Source organism: Silanimonas lenta DSM 16282 (assembly GCF_000429065.1).
Lineage (GTDB): Bacteria > Pseudomonadota > Gammaproteobacteria > Xanthomonadales > Xanthomonadaceae > Silanimonas > Silanimonas lenta.
The window spans coordinates 205,373-230,086 of the sequence record NZ_KE386844.1; the positions used below are offsets into that span (position 1 = coordinate 205,373).

The following is a 24,714-nucleotide window of genomic DNA, read 5'->3' on the forward strand; positions in this document are numbered from 1 at the left end:
GCAGGCATCCCTATCCAGCCGGAGTGGCTGAACGGATGCTGACAGCAGGCTCCGCGCCATGCAAGGGCTCGGGCTCGAGCGGCCGCGCCGGGGGCAGCACGAGGGTGCTGTGCATGTGCAGCCGGGCGCCGGCGAGCCCTGCGAGCGGCAGGGTCTCGATGCGCGGCCGGCCGACCGGCAGGGTGGCGGCCTCGTAGACGATGGCCGGGTGCTCCGGGGGGTAGTCCCGGAGCAGGCGCTCCACCAGTTGCTGGCGCTGCGCCGCGCTGCTTTCGCGAACGGCATAGGTACGGTCGCCGGCCAGCCCGACCTGCCACAGCACCAGCCAGGCGCTGGTGTCGATCAGGCGCCGGTAGAACAGCAGCTGGCTTGCCTCGTAATGGGCGCAACCGACATGCCCGGGGTCGATGCCGAGATCGGCGTAGAGGCAGTCCGCGGCCGAGATGCCGGGTTCCATCACCGCCTCGAAGCCCTCGGCCCGGGCCCGGGCCACGGCCACGTGCGGCACCTGGGCGAACACCCCGGGATGGCCGTAGAAGGCCCCCGCCACGCGGCGCCCGGCCCGCAGCCCGGCCAGCAGGGTCTCCACCATCTCGCGGTAGGTGTGCTGGCGCGGCCTGCCCTCGGCGTACAGGCCCTGGAGGCTGCGGCTGTTCGGGTTGAGGGCCAGCGCCCAGGCCTCGACGAGGGGGTCGCTGGCCGCCACCCACACCACGTCGGCACCCTCCAGCCAGCCGCGGGCCCGCGGGGTGAGGTGGGCGCCGAGCATCATGCCAAGGCCTACGCAGGCGAGGTGCGGACGGGGCGGCGAGGGCGGGGCGGCGTCGGTCATGGCGCGGGTCGCGGGAGGCCGGCACGCAGCCTACCCGGCGGCCATGGCCTCCGGAGCCCGGCACTCCCAGCCGCAGGGCACCGCGACATCGGGCCGCGGCGGCACCGGCCGGAAGCCCAGGCGCCGCATCAGGGCCGCCATCGCCGCGTGCCCGGCGGCATGGTGGCAGGTCAGGGCGGCGAGGCCCACCGCCGCGAAGGCCCAGGGCCGCAGGGCGCCGATCGCGGCACTGGCCGCGCCGCGCCCCTGCCAGGCCGGGAAGAGCAGTACCCCGACCTCGCCCTCGTCGCCGGCCGCATAGGGCCGGAGCAGGAAGGGCGGGGCCGGCAGGGGCGGCGCATCGGGCATTGGCGTCAGCCTGCCATGCTGAACGGCCGGGCGGGGCCAACTTGTCCACAGCCCCGGCGGCTGGCATGATGCGCGGCTCCCTCGGGCTTCCGCGGCACGTCCGCCGGACCCGCCCGCAGGGCGTTTTCCGTCCAGCCCTGCTTCGCCGGGGCCCGGCCCGCGGCCGGGGGACGGGCCGAAGCCACCCGGGCAACGGGGGGCACCCACGCAGCACCCAGGAGGGCCAGATGGGCCGCAAGTGTCAGCTGACCGGCAAGGGCGTGATGTCGGGCAACAATGTTTCCCACGCCAACAACAAGACCCGCCGCCGTTTCTCGGCGAACATCCATGAGCGCCGTTTCTGGGTGGCCAGCGAGAACCGCTGGGTGAAGCTGCGCATCTCGACGAACGCGCTGCGCACCATCGACAAGAACGGCATCGACGCCGTGCTCGCCGAGCTGCGTGCCTCGGGCGTCAAGGTCTAAGGGAGAACGCACATGGCCTCGAAGCGCGACAAGATCCGCCTGGTGTCCTCGGCCGGTACCGGCCACTTCTACACCACGGACAAGAACAAGAAGACGATGACCGGCAAGTTCGAGATCAAGAAGTACGATCCGACCATCCGCAAGCACGTCATCTACAAGGAAGCGAAGATCAAGTAAGCCGCGCGCTGCCTCGATCCGCTCTGCGAAAACCCGCCCGCGAGGGCGGGTTTTTTGTTTCCGGCGGCCATCGCACACTGGGGCCCCGCACCGTGCGACCCGCCCACCATGTCCGACACCCCGCCCGCCCCCGCGACCCTGCCCCTGCCCGCCGGTTTCGCCGAACGCGCCCACTACGACGCGGCCCGCCTCGCCGAGGCCCATGCCGCCGTGGCCCGCGACCCCGAAGGCTGGTGGCGCGGGCTTGCCGCGCGCCTCGACTGGCGCCGGCCGCCCACCCAGGTCAAGGACGTGAGCTTCGATGCCGCCGACTTCCGCATCCGCTGGTACGCCGACGGCCTGCTGAACGCGGCCGAGAACTGCCTCGACCGCCACCTCGCCACCCGCGGCGACAAGACGGCGCTCCTCTGGGAACCGGACGAGCCCGCCGAGGCCGCGCAGCGCATCAGCTACCGCGAGCTCCATGCCCGCACCTGCCGCCTCGCCCGGGTGCTGCAGAACCTCGGGGTGCGGCGCGGCGACCGGGTGACGATCTACCTGCCGATGATCCCGGAGGCCGTGGTGGCGATGCTGGCCTGCGCCCGCATCGGCGCCATCCACTCGGTGGTGTTCGCCGGCTTCGCCCCGCAGGCGGTGGCCGACCGCATCGCCGACTGCGGCGCAAAGCTGGTGATCACCGCCGACGAGGGCCGGCGCGGCGGCCGGCGCATCCCGCTGAAGGCGATGGTGGACGAGGCCCTGCGCCTGCCCGGCACCACCAGCGTGGAGACCGTGCTGGTGGTGCGCCATACCGGCGCCGCGGTGCCGATGCAGATGCCACGCGACCGCTGGCTGGAAGCGCTGCTGGAAGGCCAGCCCGCGGTGCACGAGGCCGAGGCCATGGGCGCCGAGGACCCGCTGTTCATCCTCTACACCTCGGGCTCCACCGGAAAACCGAAGGGCGTGCTGCATACCAGCGGTGGTTATCTCGCGTGGGCGAGCTGGACCTTCCACGCGGTGTTCGATCACCGCGAGGACGACGTGTACTTCTGCACCGCCGATATCGGCTGGATCACCGGCCACAGCTATCTTGTCTATGGCCCGCTCGCCAACGGCGCCACCTGCGTGCTGTTCGAGGGCGTGCCCACCTGGCCGGACGCCGGGCGGCTGTGGGACATCGTCGATCGCCACGGCGTCACCACGCTCTACACCGCGCCCACCGCCATCCGCGCCCTGATGCGCGAGGGCGAGGCCCCGGTGCGCGCCCGCTCGCGCCGCAGCCTGCGCCTGCTCGGCACGGTGGGCGAGCCGATCAACCCCGAGGCCTGGCGCTGGTACCACCGCGTGGTGGGCGAGGAACGCTGCCCGGTGGTGGACACCTGGTGGCAGACCGAGACCGGCGGCATCCTCATCGCCCCGCTGCCCGGCGCCGGGCCGATGAAACCCGGCTCGGCGACGAAGCCGCTGCCCGGCATCCGTGTTGCCCTGGTCGATGCCGAGGGCCGCGAGCTCGAGGGCGAGGCGAGCGGCAACCTGGTGCTGCTGGACTCCTGGCCGGGGCAGATGCGCGGCGTGTTCGGCGACCAGAAGCGCTTCATCGACACCTACTTCCGCACCTATCCCGGGCGCTACTTCACCGGCGATGGCGCCCGCCGCGATGCCGGGGGCGATCTGTGGATCACCGGGCGGGTGGACGACGTGATCAATGTCTCCGGCCACCGCATCGGCACCGCCGAGGTGGAGAGCGCGCTGGTAGCCCATCCGGCGGTGGCCGAGGCGGCGGTGGTGGGCTTCCCTCACCCGCTCAAGGGACAGGGCATCTATGCTTTCGTGACGCCGAAGGCCGGCATCAGCGCCGACGAGGCGCTGCTCGCCGCCCTGAAGCAGCAGGTGCGCCAGGCCATCGGCGCCATCGCCCAGCCCGACCACATCCAGTGGGCGCCCGGCCTGCCCAAGACCCGCAGCGGCAAGATCATGCGCCGCATCCTGCGCAAGATCGCCGAGGCCGGCCCCGAGCCGCCCAGCGCCGAGAGCCTGGGCGATACCAGCACCCTGGCCGACCCCGGCGTGGTGCAGCACCTGGTGGAACACCGGCGGCGCTGAGGTCAAGATCGCGCCATGCCCGCTGCGCGCTCCCCTCGCGGCCTGATCCTGCTGCTCCTGCTGGCGGCCACCGGCGGCGGCCTGCTGCTGTTCGGCTGGGCGCGGGCGCCGCATCCGCCGGACGTGCTGCGGATCGGCCTCGGCCCCTGGATCGGCTATGAGCCGCTGGTGCTGGCCCGCGAGACCGGGCAGCTGCCGCCCGGAGTGGAACTGGTGGAACTGGGCTCGACCACCGAAGTGCTGGAGGCCCTGCGCGAGGGCCGCATCGATGGCGCCGGCCTGACCCTCGACGAGAGCCTGCGGCTCGCCGACAGCGGCACCCCGCATGCCATCGTGGCGGTGCTCTCCGACTCGCGCGGCGGCGACGCCCTACTCGGCCGCCCGGGCACCGGCAGCCTCGCCGCCCTCGCCGGCCAGACCGTGCTGGTGGAGGACACCGCAGTGGGCCAGCTGGTGCTGGCCGCTGCCTTCGAGATCGCCGGCGTGCCGCTCTCCTCGGTGACGGTGCGGCGCGTGCAGTCCTCGCGCCTGCCGATCGCCTGGGCCCGCGGCGAGGCGGCCGGCGTGGTGGCCTTCGCCCCCATCCTGCAGACCCTCGAGGCGCAGGGCGCCGAGGTGCTGTTCTCCACCCGCGAGCACCCCGGCCTGGTGCTCGACGTGCTGGTGCTGCGCGAACCGGAGCGGCAGCCGCCAGGCCGGCTGAACGCCCTGATGGCGGCCTGGGATGCCGGCGTGGCCGGCCTTGCCCGCGCCGACGAGGCCACGGTGGCCATGCTGGCCCGCGGCATGGCCGTCTCTCCGGAGGAGTACCGGGCAGCACTCGCCCTGGTGGACCTGCACGACAGCCGCCGCGGCCGGGCCTGGCTGGAAGGGCACCCGGCACCGATCGAGGGGGTCGAGGACCGCATCGTCCGCCATCTCGGCCCCGGGGCCATCGGTCCTGCCCGCCCCAGGCGGTATCCCGTCGCCGCGGAGCCGCCCCGGTGATCCGCTGGTTCGCCCGCTGGCCGGCGCAGACGGTGCTGACCCTGGCCCTGGCCCTGCTGGCCCTGCTCACCGGCGCGGCGGCGCTCTGGGCGCACCGCGAATCGGCCCGGCGCGATGCCGTGGACGACACCCGCACCCTGCTCGCGGAGCTGGCCCAGATGCAGGCCGCCCGGCTCAGCGCTCTTGCCGGTCTGGACGAGGGCGTGGGCCTGCAGCGCCTGATCACCACGCTCGCCCTGCATCCAGCCGTGGAGGAGGCCTGGTGGGTGGATGCCGAGGGCCGGGTGCGCGGCAGCCTGTGGCGGCAGGACCTCGGCCAGCCGCTGGCGGCGGCACTCGCCCGCGCCGGGCTCGATCCTGCCGTGCTGGAGCGCCCGCCCGAGGCCCTGCCCCCCCGGCAGCTCGCTCCGCTGCCGGCGAGCCGCCCGCTGGACCTGCGCCCGGAACTGGGCGGACGCGGGCAGCTGCTGATCCTCGGCACGGCCCGCGGCGCCTTCACCGAGCGCCTGCACGATGCCTACCAGAACTTCGGCCTGGAACTGGTGCGCATCGGCCTGATCGCCGCGGGCCTGTGGTGGCTGCTCGGCGAACTGTGGGTGCGCCGCGGCCAGGCCCTGCGCGACTACGCCCGCCAGCTCAGGCTGCGCGAACTGCCGCCGCCTGCCGAACTCGCGGGCGGCGACGAGCTCGCCGCCGTGGCGCAGGTGCTGGGCGAGGTGGGCCATGCCTGGCACCGCGATGCCCGCCTGCTGCGGGCGCTGGGCGAATGCAGCCGGCTCGCCCTGCACCACCCGGAGGCCGATGCCCTGCTGCCCGCGGTCTGCGCCGTGCTGGTGGAGGAAGGCGGCTTCGCCGCGGCCGCGGCCTGGCGGCTGGAGGCCGGAGGGCGGCGCCTGCAGCGCCTCTGCCTGAAGGGCGAGGCCGCGCGCCTGCCCGGGCCGGAAGCGCTCGACCTCGACACCCCGGCAGACGCCACCCACCCGCTCGCCCTCGCCCTGCGCGAACGCCGGGCGGTGGCTGCCACGCTCGAAGGGCAGGACCTCGCCCTGCTGCCCATCGTTGGCCCGGAGCAGGGCTTCGGCCTGCTGGCGCTGGCCCCGCCGGTGGGGCGCCCGCTCCCGCCCGCCACCCTCGATGCCCTGGGCACGGTGGCCGCCGACCTCAGCCTCAGCCTCGGCCACCAGGAGAGCCTGCGCCGCGCCCACGAGGCCGACCGCCGGCTGGCGGCCGCCCTCACCGCCGCCCATCTCGCTGCCTGGGAGCAGGACCTCGCCGAGGGCCGCCTGCAGGCCAGCGAGCGCTGGTTCGCCATGCTCGGGCGCCCGCCGCAGCCGGCGGTGGCACGGACGGAATGGCAGTCCTGGGTGCACCACGAGGATCTCGCCCGGCTGCTCGAGGCCGAGGCCTGCATCACCCGTGGCGAACGCACACATTGCGAGGTCGATCTCCGGCTGCGCCATGCCGAAGGCCACTGGGTCTGGGTGCACCTGATCGGCAACGCTCTTGCGCGCGATGCCACGGGCCGGGCCCTGCGCATAGGCGGTGTGGTCATGGACATCAGTGCCCGGCGCGAAACCGAAGCCGCGCAGCGCCTAGCCAAGGCGATCGTCGACAACACCCGCGAGGGTATCCTGGTCTGCGATGCCGACGGCCGTATCCTCTCGGTGAACCCGGCTTTCGAACGGCTCACCGGCTATGCCGCCAGCGAGGTGCTGGGCCGCAAACCCTCGGTGCTGTCCTCCGGCCTGCACGACGAGGCCTTCTACGCCGCGATGTGGGACGCGCTGCTCCGCCACGGCCGCTGGGAGGGCGAGATCTGGAACCGCCGCCGCAACGGCGAGCTCTACCCGGAGCACCTCTCGATCATCCGCGTCCCCGAGGGCGAGCCTTCCGGCGCCTGCTACGTCGGCCAGTTCACCGACATGAGCGAGCGCCAGGCCATCCTGAAACGCCTCGACCTGCTGAGCCGCACCGACCCGCTCACCGGCCTGCCCAACCGCCGCAGCTTCCTCGGCGAGGTGGAGGCGGCGCTGGCCCGCGACCCGGTGCTGGCCCTGCTCTGCCTCAATCTCGACGGCTTCCGCCAGGTGAACCAGAGCCTCGGCATGCAGGCCGGCGACGAGGTGCTGCGCACCGTGGCCGGGCGGCTGCGCGAGGTGCTGGGCGAAGCGGCCCTGCTCGCCCGGCTGGAAGGCGACCTGTTCGCCGCCGCCCTGCCCGGCCTGGATGCCGGCGAGGCGCAGGCGCGAGCCGCCGCCATCCATGCCGCCTTCCGCCACCCGCTCACGGTGCATGACACGCCGGTGGCCATCGGCCTCAGCATCGGCCTTGCCTTGGCACCTCAGCATGGCAGCGACCCGGAGATGCTGCTGGTGGCCGCCACCTCGGCGATCCAGATCGCCCGCGAGGGCGGCCGCAACAGCCTCGGCGTCTATACCCCGGGCCGCGGCCGGGCCAGCCGCGAGCGGCTCACCCTCGAATCGGAACTGCGGCTGGCGCTGGAGAACGGAGAGCTGTTCCTGCGCTTCCAGCCCCAGGTCTCGCTGGAAGACGGCCATCTGGTGGGCATCGAGGCCCTGGTGCGCTGGCAGCACCCGCTGCGCGGCGAGCTCTCGCCCGGCCTGTTCATCGGACTTGCCGAGGACACCGGCCTCATCGTGCCGCTCGGCGACTTCGTGCTGCGCGAGGCCTGCGCCGCCAACATGCGCCTGCAGGCCGCCGGCCTGCCGCCGGTGCCGGTCTCGGTGAATGTCTCGGCCCTGCAGTTCCGCCGCGACCGCTTCCTCTCCGACGTGATGGCCGCCCTGCGCGAGAGCGGCCTCCCTGCCAGCCTGCTGGAGCTGGAGCTGACAGAATCACTGCTGATGCGCGACACCGAGGACGCGCTCGCCCGCCTGCGCCTGGTGCGTGAACGCGGCATCCGCCTCGCCATCGACGACTTCGGCACCGGCTTCTCCTCGCTCTCCTACCTCTCGCGCATGGCCATCGACCGGCTGAAGATCGACCAGGCCTTCGTGCGCGACATGCGCCGCTCCGCGGGCGCCGAGGGCATCGTCAAGACCATCATCGCGCTCGCCCACCACCTCGGCCTCACGGTGGTGGCCGAGGGCGTGGAGCACCCCGAGGACGCCCGCCACCTGCGCGCCCTCGGCTGCGACGATGCCCAGGGCTACCTCTACGGCCAGCCGATGGACGAGGCAGCCCTGCTCGCCTTCGCCCGCCACCTGCCCGCCATGCCGCGCGCCCTGCAGCCCTCCTGAGCCGGCACGCCGCCGCCGGCACCGCGGCGTACACTGCATGGGTTCTCCTGCCGAGGGCGCCCGATGGACAGCCGCGAACCCGCCACGCCCACGCCCGACACGCTCGCCGCCACCCTCGCCCGCCTGCGCGCGGCTTGGAACCGCCAGCGCCCGGACTACCCCCAGCGCATGGCCGACCTCGAGCGCCTGGACAAAGCCATCCGCCGGCGGCGCGAGGCGATCGTGGCCGCCATCGATGCCGACTTCGGCCGCCGCGCGGCGGTGGAGACCCTGGCCGCCGACGTGATGGTGACGCTGGAGGAGATCAAGCACGTCCGCCGCCACCTGAAGCGCTGGATGCGCCCGCGCCGCGCCGCAGTCAATCCGCTGTTCCTGCCGGCACGCGGCGAGATCCGCTACCAGCCGCTCGGCGTGGTGGGCATCGTCGCGCCCTGGAACTACCCCTTCCAGCTCGCCCTGATCCCGCTGGTGGACGCGATCGCCGCCGGCAACCACGTCATGGTGAAACCGAGCGAGTTCACCCCGCGCACCAGCGCCCTCATCCGCGAGCTCTGCGCCGAGGTGTTCCCGGACGAGCGGGTGGCCGTGGTCGAGGGCGATGCCGGCGTGGGCGCGGCCTTCACCGCCCTGCCCTTCGACCATTTGCTGTTCACCGGCTCCACTGCCGTGGGCCGCAAGGTGATGGCCGCCGCCGCCCCGAACCTCACCCCGGTCACGCTGGAGCTCGGCGGCAAGTCGCCGGCCCTCGTCGCCCCCGGCTTCGACATCGTGCGCGCCGCCGAACGCATCGCCACCGGCAAGCTGTTCAATGCCGGCCAGACCTGCGTGGCGCCGGACTACGTGCTGGTGCCGGCCGGGCTGCGCGATGCCTTCGTCGATGCCTTCTTCGCCGCGGTGGCGAAGCGCCACCCCAGCCTCGCCGGCAGCCCCGACCTCACCTGCATCATCAATCCACGCCAGGCCGGCCGCCTGCGCGAGTGGATCGAGGATGCGCGGGCGCGCGGCGTGGCCATCCGCCAGCACGCCCCGGACGAGGGCAGCGCCGCGCCCGGCGAGCTGGTGCCGCCCACCGTGCTGCTCGACCCCCCGGACGAGGCACGGGTGATGCAGGAGGAGATCTTCGGCCCGCTGCTGCCGGTGAAGGGCTATACCCGCCACGACGAGGCCCTTGCCTACATCCTCGGCCGCGAGCGGCCGCTCGCCTTCTACCCCTTCGACGAGGACCGCAGGCGTCTTGCGCGCACCCTCGAGACGGTGGTGGCCGGCAGCGTCTGCGTGAACGACACCCTGATCCAGTTCGGCCAGCACGAACTGCCGATCGGCGGCGTCGGCGCCTCCGGCATGGGGCACTACCACGGCCATGCCGGCTTCCTCACCTTCAGCAAGGCCATGCCGGTGCTGTACCAGGCACGCTGGAACGGCATGGGCCTGTTCGATCCGCCCTACTCCGGCCTGATCAGGCGGCTGCTGGACTTCCTCACGCGCTGAGGCGCCCTGCGCTTGTCGCGCGGGGCGGCCATCCCCATCCTGTGGTGATGGACACCACGCGCAATCCCCTGCTTTCCCCCGGCCCCCTGCCGGACTTCCCCGCCATCCGCCCGGAGCACGTACTGCCGGCCGTGGAGGCCGTGCTGGCCGAGTACCGCGAGGCGGTCGAGCGCCTCGTGGCCGACCCCGCGGCCCGCGACTTCGATTCGCTCGCCGCGCCGCTGGAAGCCCTCGACGAGAAACTCTCGCGCGTCTGGTCGCCGGTCTCGCACCTGCACGGCGTGATGGATTCGCCCGAGCTGCGCGCGGTGTATGCCGAGGCCGACGAGCGCATCACCGGCTTTACCACCGAACTCGGTCAGCACCGCGGTCTTTATGAGGCGATGAAGGCGGTGCGCGAAGGCGCGGGCTTTGCCGCGCTCGACCGCGCCCAGCGCACCCTCGTCGAGGACAGCCTGCGCGGCTTCCGCCTCTCCGGCGTGGCCCTGGAAGAACCGGCGCGCAGCCGCTTCCGCGAGATCCAGACCGAACTTTCACGCCTCGACACCGCCTTCGAGGAGGCCGTGCTGGATGCCACCGAGGCCTGGTCGCTGCCGGTGGAGGGGGCGCAGCTCGCCGGCCTGCCGCCTTCGGCCCGCGAGCTGCTGGCCGGGCAGGCGCGGGCGAAGGGGCGGGAGGGCTTCCTCGCCACGCTGAAAGGCCCGGTGGTGCAGGCCATCCTCACCCATGCCGACGATCGCGCCCTGCGCGAGGCGGTGTACACCGCCTACCACACCCGCGCCTCCGACCAGGGCCCGCATGCCGGGCGCTTCGACAATGGCGAACGCATCGCCCGCATCCTCGCCCTGCGCCACGAGGCGGCACGGCTGCTGGGCTTTCCCAGCGCCGCGCACGAATCGCTGGAGGACAAGATGGCCGGCACGCCGGAGCGCGTGCTCGGCTTCCTGCGCGAGCTGGCGGCCCGGGCGAAGCCGCTGGCCGAGCGCGAACTGGCCGAGCTGCGCGCCTTCGCCGCCGAGGCGCTCGGCCTTGCCACGCTCGAGCCCTGGGACATCGCCTGGGCCAGCGAGAAGCTGCGGGTGCAGCGCTTCGCCTTCGAGGAAGAACAGCTGAAGCCCTGGTTCGCCCTGCCGAAGGTGCTGGACGGCCTGCTGGAACTGGCCGGCGAACTCTTCGGTGTCGCGTTCCGCGAGCGCCGCGACGTGCCCGTCTGGCACCCCGACGTGCAGTACTTCGAGGTGCTGGACCCCGACGGCACGCTGCGTGCCGGCGTCTATTTCGACCACTATGCCCGCGAGGGCAAGCGCGGCGGGGCCTGGATGGACGTCTGCCGCTCGCGCTTCGCCGCGACGGGCCAGATCCCGGTGGCCTATCTCACCTGCAATGCCGCGCCGCCGGCCGAGGGCCGGCCCAGCCTGCTCACCCACGACGACGTGGTCACGCTGTTCCACGAGTTCGGCCACGGCCTGCACCACCTGCTCACCGAGATCGGCTGGCCGGCGGTCTCCGGCATCCACGGCGTGGAATGGGATGCCGTGGAGCTGCCCAGCCAGTTCATGGAGAACTTCGCCTGGAAGCGCGAGGCGCTGGACCGCTTCGCCCGCCACTGGCAGACCGGCGAACCGCTGCCCGAGGCGCTGTTCGCGAAGCTGAGCGCCGCCCGGCATTTCCATGCCGGCCTGTTCCTGGTGCGGCAGCTGGAATACGCGCTGTTCGATTTCCGCCTGCACCTCGAGTACGACCCGGCCCGCGGGCCGCGCACCCTGGAGCTGCTGGAGGAGGTGCGGCGCGAGGTGGCGGTGGTGCGGCCGCCGGCCTGGCAGCGCTTCCCGCATGCCTTCACCCACATCTTCGCCGGTGGCTATGCCGCGGGCTACTACAGCTATCTTTGGGCCGAGGTGCTGAGCGCCGATGCCTTTGCCGCCTTCGAGGAGGCGGAGAAGACCCGCGGCCGCCTGATCGACGCCGAGACCGGGGCGCGGCTGCGCCGCGAGGTGCTGGCGGTGGGCGGCTCGCGCCCGGCGCTGGAGAGCTTCGTCGCCTTCCGCGGCCGCGAGCCGGACCCCGGCGCCCTGCTGCGCAGCTACGGCCTCGCGGCCTGAGGCGGGCGCACTTTCAGACCCGATTCACCCAGACGGGCTTGGAATGCTCCGAAGCCTCCCACGAGCCCGCCGCCATGCGCCGCGCCGCCCTGCTTGCCGCCCTCGCCCTGCCGCTCGCCGGCTGCGTCACCTACGAGGTGGTCGACCGCGACACCTACTACCGGCGCAGCGATGGCGCCATCGTCTACCGCGGCGAGGTCTATTACCCCGAGACGCGGGGGCTCGACCCCTACGACGCCTGGTTCTATGGCTGGCGCGGCCCGGTGGTGGTGCTCGACCGCTGGCATGACCCGTGGTACGACCCGTGGCTCGATCCCTGGTTCGGCTCGCGGGTTTCCGTGAGCCGCTGGAGCAGCGGCTGGTACTGGAGCGTCGGCCTCGGCTGGTGGAGCCCTTGGCCTCATGGCTGGGGCTACGGCTGGGGCCATGGCTGGCAGGGCAGCGGCTGGAGCCGCCCGCCCGGCGGGGGGCAGCGCCCGCCGCCCGCCGAGGCCGTCGAACGGCCGATGCCAAAGCCGGTGGTGCTGGGCAGCGGGCCGGCGGTGAACCTGCCGCCCCGCGACGGCCCGCGGGCCGATGGCGAGGCGGTCTGGCCGCGGGCCGGCGGCCGCCAGCAGCCCGAGCCCTGGCAAGGGGCGGCAAATCCGCGCTGGCAGGAGGCCCGGCCCATGCCGCGCCGCCCGGTCGAGGTTCCGGCGGAAGTCGGCGCAGACCGGCTGCGCCGCATGCCGGAGGCCCCCGTGCGGATCGAGCGGCCGATGCAGCGGGAAGCCCCCATCCAGGCCGGACGCCCGCTCTACCGCGAGCCTTCGGTGCCGGTGGAGCGCCCGATGCCGATCGAACGCCCGGTGATGGCGGAGCGCCCGATGCCGATCGAGCGGCCGGTGATGGCAGAACGCCCGCCCGCCTTCGAGCGGCCGGTGATGGCAGAACGCCCGCCCGCCTTCGAGCGGCCGCTGCCCGCCGAACGCCCCGCGCCGGCCTGGACGCCCTCGCCACGCGAGGAACGCTCGCCAGAGGCGGAAGAGCGCATCGAGTGATCCTGCCTGCCACGCCCCGCTGCTAGGCTGCTGCAGGCAGGCCGGCGGGGGATGGCGGGGTGACGGCGGAAACGGGCGAGGGCGCAGGCACGGGGACGGTGGACTGGCGGGGACGGCTGCTCGTCCTCCTCGAATTCACCCTGCTTGCCTGCATTGCCAACTCGCTGGCCCTGCAACTGCCCGGCAGTACGCCCTTTCTCGTCGGCAACATGGCCGGGGTGGCCGTGGCCCTGCGCTTCGGATTCGCCCCGAGCCTGCCGGTGGCCCTGGCCGCCACCGCCATCACCGCCGAACCCGCCTGGTGCGGGCTGGCGGTGTTGGAATGCTTGCTGGTGGCTCGGCAGCGCCAGGCCCGCCTCGGGCTGTTCGCGCGCTGGTGGCGGGTGTGGCTGCCGCTGCTGCCGGTGGCGCTCTGGGCCACCATCCCGCCCGCAGGGCCCGAGCCGTTGGCCTGGGGCCTCGGCCTCGCGGTGGTGCTGGCCACCGGCGCCACCTCGCTGGCCGGCGCCATGCTGCTGGCGCGGGTGACGCGCTCGCGCCGGCAACGGGCCGGGCAGTCGCTCGACCAGCAGCTCTCGGTGCAGCTCGCCACCCTGATGGCCGCGCCGGCCACCTTCCTGGTCTGCGGCCTGCTGCAGTGGGGGCACCAGCTCGACCTGCGGCAGTCGGCCCTGCTGCTGGAGGGCCGGGCCATGCAGCTCTCCGCCCTCGTGGTGGCCGAACTCGAAGCGCACCGCGATGCCGTGGCCCAAGCCGCCCTGCACCTGCCGGCGCTGGGCGAGGAGGCGAGCCTCCGGGGCCTGCTCGAGACCCACCCGGCCTTCCTCTCCCTGCTGGTGGCCGACGGCCAAGGCACGGTGCAGCTGGCCCTGCGCGCCGGGGAGGTGCCGCGACGGGGCGGCGGGAACGTAGCCGACCGGCGGTATTTCCGCGACACCCTGATCGCCCGCGCGCCTACCGTCTCGCCCGTGTTCCGTGGCCGTGGACTCGGCAATGACATCATCGTCGCCGTGGCAGCCCCGCGTTTCGACGGCGAGGGGCGCTTCGCCGGCGTGCTGCAGGGGGCCATCTCGCCCAACCATCTCGCCCGCCGCTACCGACTCTTGCTCGATGGCGATGGCCTACATCATCTAGTCATCGACAGCGATGGTCAGGTGGCCTTGAGCTCGCTGCCGACGGTTCTTCCACTCAGCGACTTTGGCAACGCTCTCGATGGCGCGCTCGGATCCCAGGTCCAGCCCTGGTGGGCACAGCGGCTGCTGCCAGCCCCCAAGCTGCGCTTCGGCTCGGATGGTCGCTCGCTCGGCGTGATGCATGAAGATTCATCTCTGCATTGGCGCAGCGTGGTGTTACAGCCCTTGTCGCCACTGGAGCTTCGGCAGAGTCTGCGCTCGCTGGCTGCCGCGCTTTCGGTGCTTAGCCTGATCCTCGGCCTGCAATGGATCACTCGCACCTTCGCCCGGAGACACACGCGGGATCTTGTACATATCGTCGATCGCTTGCACCGCCTGGGAGTCGAGCCGGTATCCGACAGCTCCTCATCCCAGTCCCCTGCCATGGGCAGCCGCGAACTCGCCTCCCTGCTCGCCGACATCGAGCGCACCGAGGCCCGGCTTGCCGAGCTGCACGAGGCCCTGCGCGCCGCCGCCGAGGAGCAGTCGGCGCTCAACCGCGTGCTGGAGGGCCGGGTGGCGGAGCGCACCGAGGAACTGCGCCAGGCCCTGGCCCGGGCCGAAGGCCTCGCCCGGGCCAAGTCGGCCTTCCTCGCCAACATGAGCCACGAGCTGCGCACCCCGCTCGCCGCCATCCTCGGCTATTCCGAGCAGGCCCTGCGCCCCGGCACGCCACCCGAAGAGCAGCGCCGCTGCCTCGAGACGGTGCTGCGGCACGGCCAGCACCTGCTCGAGATCGTCAACGACGTGCTCGATGCCAGCAAGATCGAGGCCGGACAGGTACGCATCCGCCGCGAGCCGGTGGACCCGCGGCGGCTTGCCGCCGAGGCGCTGGAACTGCTGCGCCCACGGGCTGCGGAGAAGGGCCTCGGGCTGCGGCTGGAAGCGGATGTGCCCCTGCCCGCCGAGGTGCTGGCCGACCCGCTGCGGCTGCGGCAGATCCTGCTCAACCTGCTCAGCAACGCGGTGAAGTTCACCGAGCGCGGCGAGGTGGTGCTGCGCCTCGGCGGCGAGGAAACCCGGGGCGAGTGGTGGGCCGAGGTGGAAGACACCGGCATCGGCATGGATGCCGCGCAGTGCGAGCGCGTGTTCCAGCGCTTCGAACAGGCCGACGATTCCACCACCCGGCGCTTCGGCGGCACCGGGCTCGGGCTCTACATCTCCCGCGAGCTGGCCCGCGGCATGGGCGGCGAGCTCTCGGTGGAAAGCCAGCCGGGCCGCGGCAGCCGCTTCCGTCTGCGCCTGCCGGTGGGCCTCGAAGGCCCCTGGCAGCTCGCCGCCCCGGCCGCCCCCGACACCGCCCCCCCGGCGGCGGAGGCCCCGCCCGCGCTGCGCGGCCGGGTGCTGGTGGTGGATGACGTGGCCGACCTGCGGCGCCTGCTGCGCCTGCGCGTGGAGGCCACCGGGGCCCACGTGGTCGAGGCCGGCGATGGCGAAACCGCCCTGGCCCGCCTGCGCGAGGGCGGCATCGACCTCGTGCTGCTGGACATGCACATGCCCGGCATGGATGGCCGGGAGACGGTGCGCCGCCTGCGCGCGGCGGGCGGGCGCCTGCCGGTGTATGCCTGCAGCGCCGACGTGCTGCCCGAGGACGTGGCCGCCTTCCTTGCCGAGGGCTGCGATGGCGCGCTCTCGAAGCCGGTCGAGACTGCGGCCCTGCATGCCGTGCTGGCGCGGCATCTCGCCGCCGCAGACCCCGGCGCGCCGCCCGCCAGCCCGGCCACGGCGCCCCCGGCAGTCACGGCGGCGCCGGCCAGCGGCGGCACCGGCCCCGCCGCCGACCCCCTGGCCCAGGCCCTGGCCGCCATCCGCGCCCGCTTCGTGGCCGGCGCGGCCGGTGAACGCGCCCGGCTTGCCGAGGCCTTCCGCCAGCAGGATTTCGACGCCCTGCGCCAGCAGGCGCACCGGCTCAAGGGCAGCGCCGGCACCTTCGGCTTTGCCGGCGTGAGTAAGGCCGCCGCGGCCCTCGAGACCGCCGTCACCAATCCCGGCGCCGTGACCCATGCTGACCTCACGGCCCGGGTCGCCGCGCTGGATTCACAGCTTGCCGCCCTAGACTGCCCGGATCCGGCCAGCACACCGGCCCCCGCCCCGCCCCAGCCTCCGCCCCGCCCATGAACGCCCGCCCGCTGCGCCACATTCTCTGCGCCGACGACGACCCCGACATGCGGATGATCCTCGAGGTGGCCCTCGGCACCATCGGCGGCTGGGAGGTGAGCCTGGCCGCCGATGGCGAGGAGGCCCTGGCGGCGGCCCGCGCCCAGCGCCCGGACCTGATCCTGCTGGATGCCGCGATGGCCGGCATCGACGGCCCCGGGGCCCTGCAGCAGCTGAAGGCCGATCCGGCCCTGGCCGACATCCCGGTGGCCTTCGTCACCGGCCACGCCGACCCGGCCGCCCAGGCCGCGCTCAGGGCCCACGGCGCCGCAGACGTGATCAGCAAGCCCTTCGACCCCACCGCCCTGCCGGCGCGCATCCGCGCCCTCTGGGCCGCGCTGGGCGGCACGGCGGCCTGAGCCGCCCTTGCCGAAGCGCAGGCATAAAAAAAGCCAGGAGCTCCCCCCGGAACTCCTGGCCGGTGTTCCTGCCCTCCTGACAGCGGCGCTCACGCGCGGCCGTCACGCCCCCCGGCGCTGGATGAGGCGGGAACCGGGCTATTTTGCACCACGCCGCCCGCGGCAGTGTGACCAAATCGTCAAACGGCGTCAAAACGTGCGCCGATGCTCACTGCCCCTGCACCGCCCGGCGCAGCTCGCCGATGGCCGCGATGGTGGTCTCGCTCGCTTCCGCGAACTGCCCCTCCAGCAGGGCCTCGGCCTCGGCCTTCCGCCCGGCCAGATGGGCCCGCACCACCCCCGCCGCGCAGCGGTGGAAGTGCGCATGGCGCTCGCGCAGCGCCCCGTAGGCCGGGAGGTGCTGGGTGGCCGCGCCGGGCCCATACAGCCACTGCCCGAGGGCGCAGACATGGTCCTTCTCGATCGTGGCCGGGTCGAGATTCTCCTCCGAACGGCCGTCGAGCAGGCTGCGCAGCCGCGCCTTCCAGGCCTGGTGCGCCTTCACCATGGCCGGGAAGCCGCTGATGTCGGTGCCCTCGTCGCCGGGCAGCACGAAGCGGGCCGCGATCTCGGCGAGCTGCTGGGCCTGGTCGCTCATCGACTGCGCCGAGGCCGCCATCTCCTCCACCAGGGCCGAGTTGGCCTGGGTGTTCTGGTCCATCTGGGTCACGGCCTGGTTCACCTCGTTGAGGCCGCGCGCCTGCTCCGCCGCCGCCGCACTGATCTCGCCCATGATGTCGGCCACCCGCTGCGAGGAGCCCACGATCTCCTGCATGGTCTCGCCGGCGCGCTGCGCCACCCCGGCGCCGGCCGAGATCTTGGCCACCGATTCATTGATGAGCTGGGCGATCTCTTTCGCCGCCTGCGCCGAACGCTGCGCCAACGCCCGCACCTCGGCCGCCACCACGGCAAAGCCGCGGCCCTGCTCGCCGGCGCGCGCCGCCTCCACCGCCGCATTGAGAGCCAGGATGTTGGTCTGGAAGGCGATGCCATCGATGGTGGTGGTGATGTCGGCCATGCGCCGCGAGCTCTCCTCGATCTCGCGCATCATCGCCACCACCTCCTCCACCGTGCGCCCGCCCTCGGTGGCGACTCCGGCCGCCCGGCTGGCCAGCTGCTTGGCCTGCAGGGCGTGCTCGGCGCTCTGCCGCACCGAGGCCGTCATCTCCTCCATCGCCGCCGCGGTCTCCTCGATGCTGGCCGCCGCCTGCTCGGTGCGCCTGGAAAGATCCATGTTGCCGGACGCGATCTCGGCCGCCGCATCGCTGATCGCCCCTACCGCCTGCTGCACCTCGCGGATGGCCCGGGCCAAGGCATCGGCGGTGGCATTGGCATTGCCATTGAGCTCGCCGAAGCTGCCCATCAGCTGGGCGTGCGAGCGCACCGTAAGATCGCCGCGGGCCAGGGCCGCCATCGTGCGCTGCACCTCGCTGATGGCCGTGGCAGTGAGATCCATCAGCGAGTTGAAGATGCGCGCCAGCTCCTGATAGCGCTCATCGCCTTCATGAGCGCTGACGCGGGACGTGAGGATGCCGGCCGCGGCCTTCTGCGCCACGTTCCGCAGCTCATGAAGGAAGTTGGTATCGCCGGTGCGGTCCTGCCACTCCAAGGCAGTACCGATCCGATTGCCCGCGGCATCGAAGATCGGGGTGGCGGCCAGATCGAAATGCATGCCTCCCACCGAGAGCCTGGCCTTGTGAACTTTCTTGAGCCCGGAAACCAGCGCCCGCTGGTGCGCGGGATCCCGGTGGAAGCTATCGAAGTTCGAGCCAAGCACGTCCTTGGCACGGAAGTTCGGCAGGCGCTCGCGCAACACCTCCTCCGCATTCGTCAACACCTCGATGACCGCGGAGTTCATATATACGATCTTCCCATCGGGGTCGGCGATCATCATGCCACTGGTCGCAACATCGAGCGCGCTGCGAACCCGGGCATTCTCCGCCGCGATCTCACGCTCCCGGCCGATGCGCTCGGCAAGCTTTTGCTGCATCTCGGCCAGCGCGCGCAGCAGGCGGGAGAACTCGTCATGGGTTTCGATCTCGATCCGGTTGTCGAGCTTCAGGTCGGCGATACGGTCGGCCAGCTCAGCCGAGACGCCCACCGCGCGCGTGACGCTCCGGGCAATCGCAAACATGATGGCCAGCATGAGGGCGAAAAGCAGAACAAACCCGAGCACGCTCACCCAAAGGCTGTGCTGCGCCGCTGCCAGATTGGCCGCGGACATCGCCGCGAGGTCATCGTAAGCGCGATCCATGAAGGTGGACTGCGCTGCCATGGCGGCATCAAACAGCCCAAAGTAGGCGGCAAGATCCGAGGGCGGGTCCGCCCCCTCCAGCTGGGCCTGCAACGCACTTCTGAAACGCTCACGCGCCGCCTCGGCCGCTGCGAAGTCTTTTTTTTCCAGATCGGGCCGGATGGCCAGCACCTTGACCAGCTCGCGGTCGTTGACCGACATCGCCACGGCCTCCTCGTCCAGCAACGCCGCGAGCAGGCCGGCCAGCTTGGCATCGGTGTTGCCGCTTCGCGCATACCGCGCGGCATACATCTGAAGTTGGCTTTGCAGTTCCAGAACCCGGGGCAACGTTACCGCAAGGATATTCTGCAGGTGATAGACATCGACAAAGGGCGAGTAGGTGTAAGCCGACGCATCATGGATCTGATCGAGAACCCCGAAGTAGCCCTGAATCAGGACGCCGATCTGATCAAAGGTGGCATCGGCATCCAGCGACCCTGAGGCCAGCGCCTCACGAAGGGCCTTCTGCTCATCATCGAGAGACGTCAGCGCTTGCAGCGGCGAAGAAAAGCGTTCTCCACTGTCTGATAGATCCTTCTGGAGCAGGGCCTGCTTCTCGTCGAACGTGGCCCAGGCCTCATCCAGGGCCGCTTTCTGGTCAGACTGCCCGGAAAGCAGCAGGGTGTAGCGACTGCGAACCTGCTGTAGGGAAGTGATGAGATCGATGATATCGGCCAGGGGCTTGCCACCCTCCAGCTCGGCACGCCCCACCTCCACCGCGCTGGCCACGCTGCGCAGATGGAAGACTGCCGGGATGATCGCTGCCAGCAGGGCCAACGCAGCGATCACCTGAAACTTCCGCGCCACGGAAAGCCGCCCCACCCACATCGAGATTAGCTCTTTCATCGCCCCCCTCCAGACCAAAGGCGCGAGCATCAATCTACATCGGGCCAGGATGGGCTCTACACCATCGAAGCCCCTCCCGGAGCCGATTCTTACTCAGAACTCCGTCCACTCGCCCTCTGCCTCATTGCCACGGGAAGCGGGCTTGGGCGCGGGCTTGGGCGCGGGCTTGGGCGCGGGCTTGGGCGCGAGCTTGGGCGCGGGCGCCGCAGTTTCAGCGGCCGGCTTTGCGGTCGGCGCCGGTGCCTTGGCCGGCGCCACGGACCGCGCGGCCTTGCCTACCGCCGCCGGCATGGCGCTTGCTGGCTTGCGCAGCACCGGCGAAGCCGCCTCACCGATGCGGAAGCGGGCCACCGCCTCGGCCAGCTGCTGGGCCTGGTCTTCCAGCGAGCGCGCGGCGGCGGTGGCCTCCTCCACCAACGCCGCGTTCTGCTGGGTGGTCTCGTCCATCTGGGTGATGGTCTGGTTCACCTGCTCGATGCCGGCGCTCTGCTCGGCCGAGGCGGCGCTGATCTCGGCCATGATGTCGGTGACGCGCTTCACCGACCCCACGATCTCGGCCATGGTGCTGCCGGCCTGATTCACCAGCACCGAGCCTTCACCCACCTTCGAGACCGAGGCCTCGATCAGGTCCTTGATCTCCTTCGCCGCCTGCGCCGAGCGCTGGGCCAGGCTGCGCACCTCGCTCGCCACCACGGCAAAGCCGCGGCCCTGCTCGCCGGCGCGCGCCGCCTCCACCGCGGCATTGAGGGCAAGGATGTTGGTCTGGAAGGCGATGCCGTCGATGGTGCTGATGATGTCGGCCACGCGCTTCGAGGAGGCCTCGATCTCGGCCATGGTGCTGACCACCCGGCCCACCACCTCGCCGCCCTGTTCGGCCACGCCGGCGGCACCGGTGGCGAGCTGGTTGGCCTGGCGCGCCGAATCGGCGTTCTGCTTCACCGTGGCGGTGAGCTCCTCCATCGAGGCGGCGGTCTCCTCGAGATTGGCCGCCTGCTGCTCGGTGCGGGCCGAAAGATCGGTGTTGCCGGCGGCAATCTCGCTGGCCGCAGTGTTGATCTGCGCCACTGCCTGCTGGATCTGGCCGATCAGGGAGCGCAGCTGGCTCACGCTGCCTTCGATGCTGTCGCGGATCTCGGCGAACTGGCCCTGGTACTGGCCCTCCATCTTCGCCGTGAGGTCGCCTTTGGCCACGAGGCCCATCACCCGGCCGATCTCGGCCAGGGTGGCGCGGGTGTTGGCATAGCCGGCATTGAGGTTCTTCGCCAGGTTGAGGAAGAAGCCCTGCTTGCCGGCCTCGGCGATGGTCTGGCCGAAATCGCCGCGGGCGGTGGCTTCGACCACACCCTGCACTTCGCGCTCGACCTCCAGCTCTTGAGTGCGGTCGCGCCAGTCCACCATGGTGCCAAGACGCTCGCCTTCGGCATTGCGGATCGGGGTGGCGGTGATCTGGAACACCCGCCCGGCGAAGGGCCGCTCGAACACCCGGCCGCCCTCCAAGGCCGCCAGCTCGGCGGCCGCCAGTTCGGCAATGCCGGTCAGCTCGGCGAGGGAGGCGCCGACGAGCTTGCCGGGATCGAAGCCGGGCAGGGGCTGGGCCGGGTCTTGAACGATCTCGGCCACTTTCTGCTGCATCGAGCCGTTGGCATAGATCACCTGTCCGCCACCATCGACGATCAGCACCGCGGCACTGGCGCTGTCCAGCGCATTCTTGATCCGCAGATTGGCCTCGGCCACCAGGCGCTCGGCCTCGATGCGGGCATTGAGGTCGGCCTGCATCCTGTCCAGGGCCTTCAGAAGCTCGCCGATCTCGTCGCCGCGCGAGGTATCGATGTGGTTGTCGAGCTTGCCCCCGGCCACGGCATTGGCTACCTCCACGGCGCTCTGCACACCGCGGGCGATGGTGCGGGCGATCAGCAGGGCCAGCACCGCGGCGAGCAGGATGCTGACGACGAGGGTGGTGACGATGACGCCACGGGCTGCAGTGTAGGCCTTGGCGGCCGTTTCACGGGCGGCGGTGGAGCCGGTGAGGCCGGCATTCACCATGCCGGCAATGTCCTCGGCCACGGCCTCGTACTTCTGCCGGGTTTCGGCGAGGAACATGTCCAGCGCCTCGTCGGTGAAGCCCATCTCGTAGGCAGAAACCGCCTCCTCGGTGTTCTTGAGATAGTCCGCCCACTCCTTGCGCATCTCGGCCAAGGCTTCGCGGGTCCGATCACCTTCAGCCGTGGCCTCGGCCGTGGCCAGCAGGTCCTCGAAGCTGAGCCGGGCATCCTCGAGACGCTGCTTGGCCAACTGCCGCGCCTCCTCGGAGGTGCGCAGCACCAGGCGGAAAGCCTGCAGCCGGTGTTCGGCCAGCGTGGCCTTAAGGTCCTGGGCGGTGGAGAGCTCCACCATCCAGCGCTGGCTGATCTCGGTGGTGGCCTCGTTGAGGGAGCCAAGCCCCCGGAAGGCGCTGAAGGCCAGCACCAGGATGAGCAGGATCACGGCCCCGAAGGCCAGGAACAGCTTGGGGGCGATCTTGAGATGACGGAACCAGTCCATGCGGGGTCCTTCGCAGCGGGAGGAGGGGCGAGGGGAGTGAACCGTTATTTCACGGCCAGGTTGCGCTTGTTGCGCACCACGATCTCGGGGCGGCCGTTGGCGGTGCGGATCTCGCCGGTCACGCAGATGGTCTTGCCGACGAGCTGGTCGGGCGGCGGGTCGAACTCGGCGCGGTCGCGGCCCCAGATGCGGGCCGAGAACTGGTGCGCGGGGAAGTTGCCGGCCATGAACAGGAAGGTGGGCTGGCCTTCGGCATTCTCGGCGAAGCGGGTGCCATCGACGACCCCGCAGACGGTGGCCTCCTTGCCGACGAACTCCTTGGCCTGGATGGCGGGAATCTCGCCGCGCACCCGGTTGCCGCCGGCCTGGGCGGCAAGCAGGGGAGGCAGGCAGGCCGCGGCAAGGGCGGCAAGGCAAACGACGAACGGACGGACGTTCATGGCATCCCTCGGGTCGATGCTGCCGGGCAGCCTCCCGGCCGGTCTGCCGATCATGAACCCAGTCGGCCGGCGGTGGCAGCCCCCTGCCGGCCTCCCGGGACCCGTTTTGACGTTTCTTCGACGGCGGCCGGGCCCGGGCCGCCGCGCGCCTCTCAGCCGATGCGCAGGTTGCGGGCGCCGCGCACCACGATCTCGGGGCGGTTGTTGGCGCGACCGATCTCGCCGGTGACGCACACCGTCTTGCCGGCCAGGCTGGTCAGGTCGACCTCGAACTTGTCGCGGTCACGGCCCCAGATGCGGGCCGAGAAGGGGTGGTTGGGGAAGGCGCCGCCGATGAACAGGTAGGTGGGCTGGCCTTCGGCGGTCTCGGCGAAGCGGGCCGAGGAGACCTCGCCGCACACCGTGGCCTCGCGGCCGATGAACTCGGCGGCCTGGACGGCGGGCACCTCGCCACGCACCGTGGCGCGGCCGGCCTGGGCATTCAGCAGGGCCGGGGCGACGAGGGCGGCGAGGGCGAGGCTGGCGATGAGGCGGTGACGCATGGGGGAGCTCCTTGCTGAGATGGTCGAAACGGGCGGCATTGCCGCAGTGCGGGAATGCTCGGCCGCGCCCCTGCCGCAGGCCAGCAGAGGATTGTCAAAGCGTGACGGGCTTGGCTCGGGCGGTGTTCATTCCGTGATCCGTTCCCGGCTTTAAGCTCGCCGTCATGCGCACCGTCCCCCGCGCCGCCCTGCAGGCGGCCCTGCTTCTGTTCGCCCTCCTGCTCGCGGCCTGCGCCGGCCGGCAGGGGCCCGACCTGGCGCGCCTCTACGCCCGGGCGGCGGAGAATCCGGCGCAGCCGCCGGTGGTGTTCATCCCCGGGCTGATGGGCTCGACCCTGCTCGATGCCGAGACCGGCGAGGAAGTCTGGCCCGGGCCGCTCTCGCGGCTCGCCTTCTCCGACTATGCGCGGCTGGCACGCATCGGCGAGGCGGCGGATGGGCGCCTGGTGCCCGGCGGGCTGATCCTCGAACTGGGCGGCGTCGATGTCTACGGCCGGCTGCTGCAGGCCCTGGAGCAGGCCGGGCGCTACCGCCGCGGCCGGGCGGGCGAGCCGCCCGGCCTCGAGGACCGCCGCCGCTACTACGTGCTGGCCTACGACTGGCGGCTGCCGAACATCGTGGCGGTGCGCCAGCTGCATGCGCTGATCGACCGCATCCGCGAGGACTACGGCGATCCTGCGCTGAAGGTGGACATCATCGCCCACAGCAATGGCGGGCTGATCGTGAACTACTACCTGCGGCACGGGCCGAACGACGTGCTCGGCGCGCCCCAGGAACCGCTGTGGAACGAGGGCCCCTCGCGGGTACGCCGGGTGGCCATGCTGGGCACCCCCAACCTCGGCTCGGTGGCCAGCCTGCAGCGCCTGCACCAGGGCTTCCGCTTCAACGTGCGCACCGTGCCGGTGGAGGCGCTGGCCACCTTCCCCACGGTGTTCGAGACCCTGCCGCATCCGCACACCCAGGTGGTGTACGACCGCGAGGGCAATACGCTGCCGATCGATCTGTTCGACCCCACCCTGTGGCGCGACAACCAGTGGTCGGTGTACTCGCCCGCGGTGGAAGCGAGGCTGCGCGCCACCTGGGGGGCGAACGGCGAGGGCGAAGCAGTGGTGGCGAAGGTGCAGGCCAGCTTCGAGCGCCACCTGCGCCGCGCCTGGCGCTTCAACCAGGCGCTGGCCGTGCCCCTGCCGCCCGGCACGGTGCAGATGGCGGCCTTCGGCGGCGACTGCCATCGCACCCGTGCCGGGGTGGTGCTGGAGGTGGTGGAGGGCAGGGCCGTGCTGGCCTTCAGCCCCGGCGAAGTGCGCCAGCCGGTGAAAGGAGTGGACTACGCCCAGCTGATGGAAGCCGCCGGCGACGGCCTCGTCACCCGCGAGTCGCAGGACGCGGCGCAGCATGGCTTCGTGCCCTGGCAGCAGACCTTCTTCCTCTGCGAAAGCCATGGCCGCCTGCTCGCCAACCGCTACTTCCAGAACAACCTGCTCAACTTCCTGCTCGCCCCCGACCGCTGAGCGCGGCCCCGGAGCGCGCCCGGCTAGAATCCGG

At 72.0% G+C, this 24,714-nt stretch carries 17 protein-coding genes; 11 read left to right on the top strand and 6 right to left on the bottom strand.

Going from position 1 to position 24,714, the window contains the following annotated elements:
- Positions 1-10 precede the first annotated feature (10 nt).
- Entirely contained in the window at positions 11-832 is an 822-nt protein-coding gene (locus G408_RS0109625; RefSeq protein ID WP_084628184.1) for an SAM-dependent methyltransferase, read from the bottom strand.
- A 30-nt stretch (positions 833-862) separates the two neighbouring features.
- A complete protein-coding gene (locus G408_RS14855; protein WP_051282851.1) occupies positions 863-1,180 on the bottom strand; it encodes a GNAT family N-acetyltransferase in 318 nt (105 codons plus the stop codon).
- Positions 1,181-1,407: 227 nt separating this feature from the next.
- On the opposite strand from G408_RS14855, the gene rpmB reads away from it, so the two are divergent.
- From rpmB to G408_RS0109680, 10 genes are all read left to right on the top strand, one after another.
- Positions 1,408-1,644 (top strand): 50S ribosomal protein L28, encoded by a 237-nt coding sequence (gene rpmB / locus G408_RS0109635; RefSeq protein WP_028770916.1) that lies wholly within the window; start codon positions 1,408-1,410, stop codon positions 1,642-1,644.
- A gap of 12 nt (positions 1,645-1,656) precedes the next feature.
- Positions 1,657-1,821, top strand: a complete 165-nt coding sequence (rpmG, locus tag G408_RS0109640; protein ID WP_028770917.1) for a 50S ribosomal protein L33 — start codon at positions 1,657-1,659, stop codon at positions 1,819-1,821.
- Between the two features lie 108 nt (positions 1,822-1,929).
- Positions 1,930-3,903: an acetate--CoA ligase gene (acs, locus tag G408_RS0109645; RefSeq protein WP_028770918.1), complete on the top strand. Its 1,974-nt coding sequence runs from the start codon at positions 1,930-1,932 to the stop codon at positions 3,901-3,903.
- Between the two features lie 15 nt (positions 3,904-3,918).
- Positions 3,919-4,890, top strand: a complete 972-nt coding sequence (locus G408_RS14130) for an ABC transporter substrate-binding protein (protein ID WP_051282852.1) — start codon at positions 3,919-3,921, stop codon at positions 4,888-4,890.
- The gene (locus G408_RS14135) at positions 4,887-8,150 is read left to right on the top strand and encodes an EAL domain-containing protein (protein ID WP_051282853.1); all 3,264 of its coding nucleotides are present in this window, start codon (positions 4,887-4,889) and stop codon (positions 8,148-8,150) included. Before G408_RS14130 ends, G408_RS14135 begins: the two co-directional genes overlap by 4 nt.
- Positions 8,151-8,213: 63 nt before the next feature.
- Positions 8,214-9,638 (top strand): coniferyl aldehyde dehydrogenase, encoded by a 1,425-nt coding sequence (locus G408_RS0109660; protein WP_028770919.1) that lies wholly within the window; start codon positions 8,214-8,216, stop codon positions 9,636-9,638.
- 47 nt (positions 9,639-9,685) lie between these two features.
- Positions 9,686-11,740 (top strand): M3 family metallopeptidase, encoded by a 2,055-nt coding sequence (locus tag G408_RS0109665; RefSeq protein WP_037412908.1) that lies wholly within the window; start codon positions 9,686-9,688, stop codon positions 11,738-11,740.
- A 74-nt stretch (positions 11,741-11,814) separates the two neighbouring features.
- Positions 11,815-12,780, top strand: a complete 966-nt coding sequence (locus tag G408_RS0109670) for a hypothetical protein (protein ID WP_028770921.1) — start codon at positions 11,815-11,817, stop codon at positions 12,778-12,780.
- 98 nt (positions 12,781-12,878) lie between these two features.
- Positions 12,879-16,070, top strand: coding sequence for a hybrid sensor histidine kinase/response regulator (locus tag G408_RS14860; RefSeq protein WP_156890121.1), 3,192 nt, complete (start codon positions 12,879-12,881; stop codon positions 16,068-16,070).
- Positions 16,067-16,468 carry a response regulator gene (locus G408_RS0109680; RefSeq protein WP_028770922.1) on the top strand — a complete coding sequence of 134 codons (402 nt, stop codon included), beginning with the start codon at positions 16,067-16,069 and terminating at the stop codon, positions 16,466-16,468. The genes G408_RS14860 and G408_RS0109680 overlap by 4 nt, the downstream gene beginning before the upstream one ends.
- A 208-nt stretch (positions 16,469-16,676) precedes the next feature.
- On the opposite strand, the gene G408_RS15690 is transcribed toward G408_RS0109680, so the two are convergent.
- The 4 genes from G408_RS15690 to G408_RS0109700 all read right to left on the bottom strand — a co-directional run bounded on the left by G408_RS15690 (position 16,677) and on the right by G408_RS0109700 (position 23,169).
- Positions 16,677-19,646 carry a methyl-accepting chemotaxis protein gene (locus G408_RS15690; protein ID WP_169719223.1) on the bottom strand — a complete coding sequence of 990 codons (2,970 nt, stop codon included), beginning with the start codon at positions 19,644-19,646 and terminating at the stop codon, positions 16,677-16,679.
- 93 nt (positions 19,647-19,739) lie between these two features.
- Entirely contained in the window at positions 19,740-22,187 is a 2,448-nt protein-coding gene (locus G408_RS15695) for a methyl-accepting chemotaxis protein (protein WP_051282856.1), read from the bottom strand.
- A 44-nt stretch (positions 22,188-22,231) separates the two neighbouring features.
- The gene (locus tag G408_RS0109695) at positions 22,232-22,627 is read right to left on the bottom strand and encodes a hypothetical protein (protein ID WP_028770923.1); all 396 of its coding nucleotides are present in this window, start codon (positions 22,625-22,627) and stop codon (positions 22,232-22,234) included.
- A 152-nt stretch (positions 22,628-22,779) separates the two neighbouring features.
- The gene (locus tag G408_RS0109700) at positions 22,780-23,169 is read right to left on the bottom strand and encodes a hypothetical protein (protein ID WP_037412910.1); all 390 of its coding nucleotides are present in this window, start codon (positions 23,167-23,169) and stop codon (positions 22,780-22,782) included.
- Positions 23,170-23,333: 164 nt separating this feature from the next.
- Here G408_RS0109700 and G408_RS0109705 point away from each other — a divergent pair, with 164 nt between their 5' ends.
- On the top strand, positions 23,334-24,680 hold the full coding sequence (locus G408_RS0109705; RefSeq protein ID WP_028770925.1) for an esterase/lipase family protein: 1,347 nt from the start codon (positions 23,334-23,336) through the stop codon (positions 24,678-24,680).
- Positions 24,681-24,714 lie beyond the last annotated feature (34 nt).

Coding starts and splice junctions, on each gene's coding strand:
- G408_RS0109695 (WP_028770923.1), bottom strand. CDS start 22,627: ATGAACGTCCGTCCGTTCGTCGTTTGCCTTGCCGCCCTTGCCGCGGCC.
- G408_RS14855 (WP_051282851.1), bottom strand. CDS start 1,180: ATGCCCGATGCGCCGCCCCTGCCGGCCCCGCCCTTCCTGCTCCGGCCC.
- rpmB (WP_028770916.1), top strand. CDS start 1,408: ATGGGCCGCAAGTGTCAGCTGACCGGCAAGGGCGTGATGTCGGGCAAC.
- G408_RS0109680 (WP_028770922.1), top strand. CDS start 16,067: ATGAACGCCCGCCCGCTGCGCCACATTCTCTGCGCCGACGACGACCCC.
- G408_RS0109705 (WP_028770925.1), top strand. CDS start 23,334: ATGCGCACCGTCCCCCGCGCCGCCCTGCAGGCGGCCCTGCTTCTGTTC.
- G408_RS15695 (WP_051282856.1), bottom strand. CDS start 22,187: ATGGACTGGTTCCGTCATCTCAAGATCGCCCCCAAGCTGTTCCTGGCC.
- rpmG (WP_028770917.1), top strand. CDS start 1,657: ATGGCCTCGAAGCGCGACAAGATCCGCCTGGTGTCCTCGGCCGGTACC.
- G408_RS15690 (WP_169719223.1), bottom strand. CDS start 19,646: ATGAAAGAGCTAATCTCGATGTGGGTGGGGCGGCTTTCCGTGGCGCGG.
- G408_RS0109670 (WP_028770921.1), top strand. CDS start 11,815: ATGCGCCGCGCCGCCCTGCTTGCCGCCCTCGCCCTGCCGCTCGCCGGC.
- acs (WP_028770918.1), top strand. CDS start 1,930: ATGTCCGACACCCCGCCCGCCCCCGCGACCCTGCCCCTGCCCGCCGGT.
- G408_RS0109625 (WP_084628184.1), bottom strand. CDS start 832: ATGACCGACGCCGCCCCGCCCTCGCCGCCCCGTCCGCACCTCGCCTGC.
- G408_RS14130 (WP_051282852.1), top strand. CDS start 3,919: ATGCCCGCTGCGCGCTCCCCTCGCGGCCTGATCCTGCTGCTCCTGCTG.
- G408_RS0109665 (WP_037412908.1), top strand. CDS start 9,686: ATGGACACCACGCGCAATCCCCTGCTTTCCCCCGGCCCCCTGCCGGAC.
- G408_RS0109700 (WP_037412910.1), bottom strand. CDS start 23,169: ATGCGTCACCGCCTCATCGCCAGCCTCGCCCTCGCCGCCCTCGTCGCC.
- G408_RS0109660 (WP_028770919.1), top strand. CDS start 8,214: ATGGACAGCCGCGAACCCGCCACGCCCACGCCCGACACGCTCGCCGCC.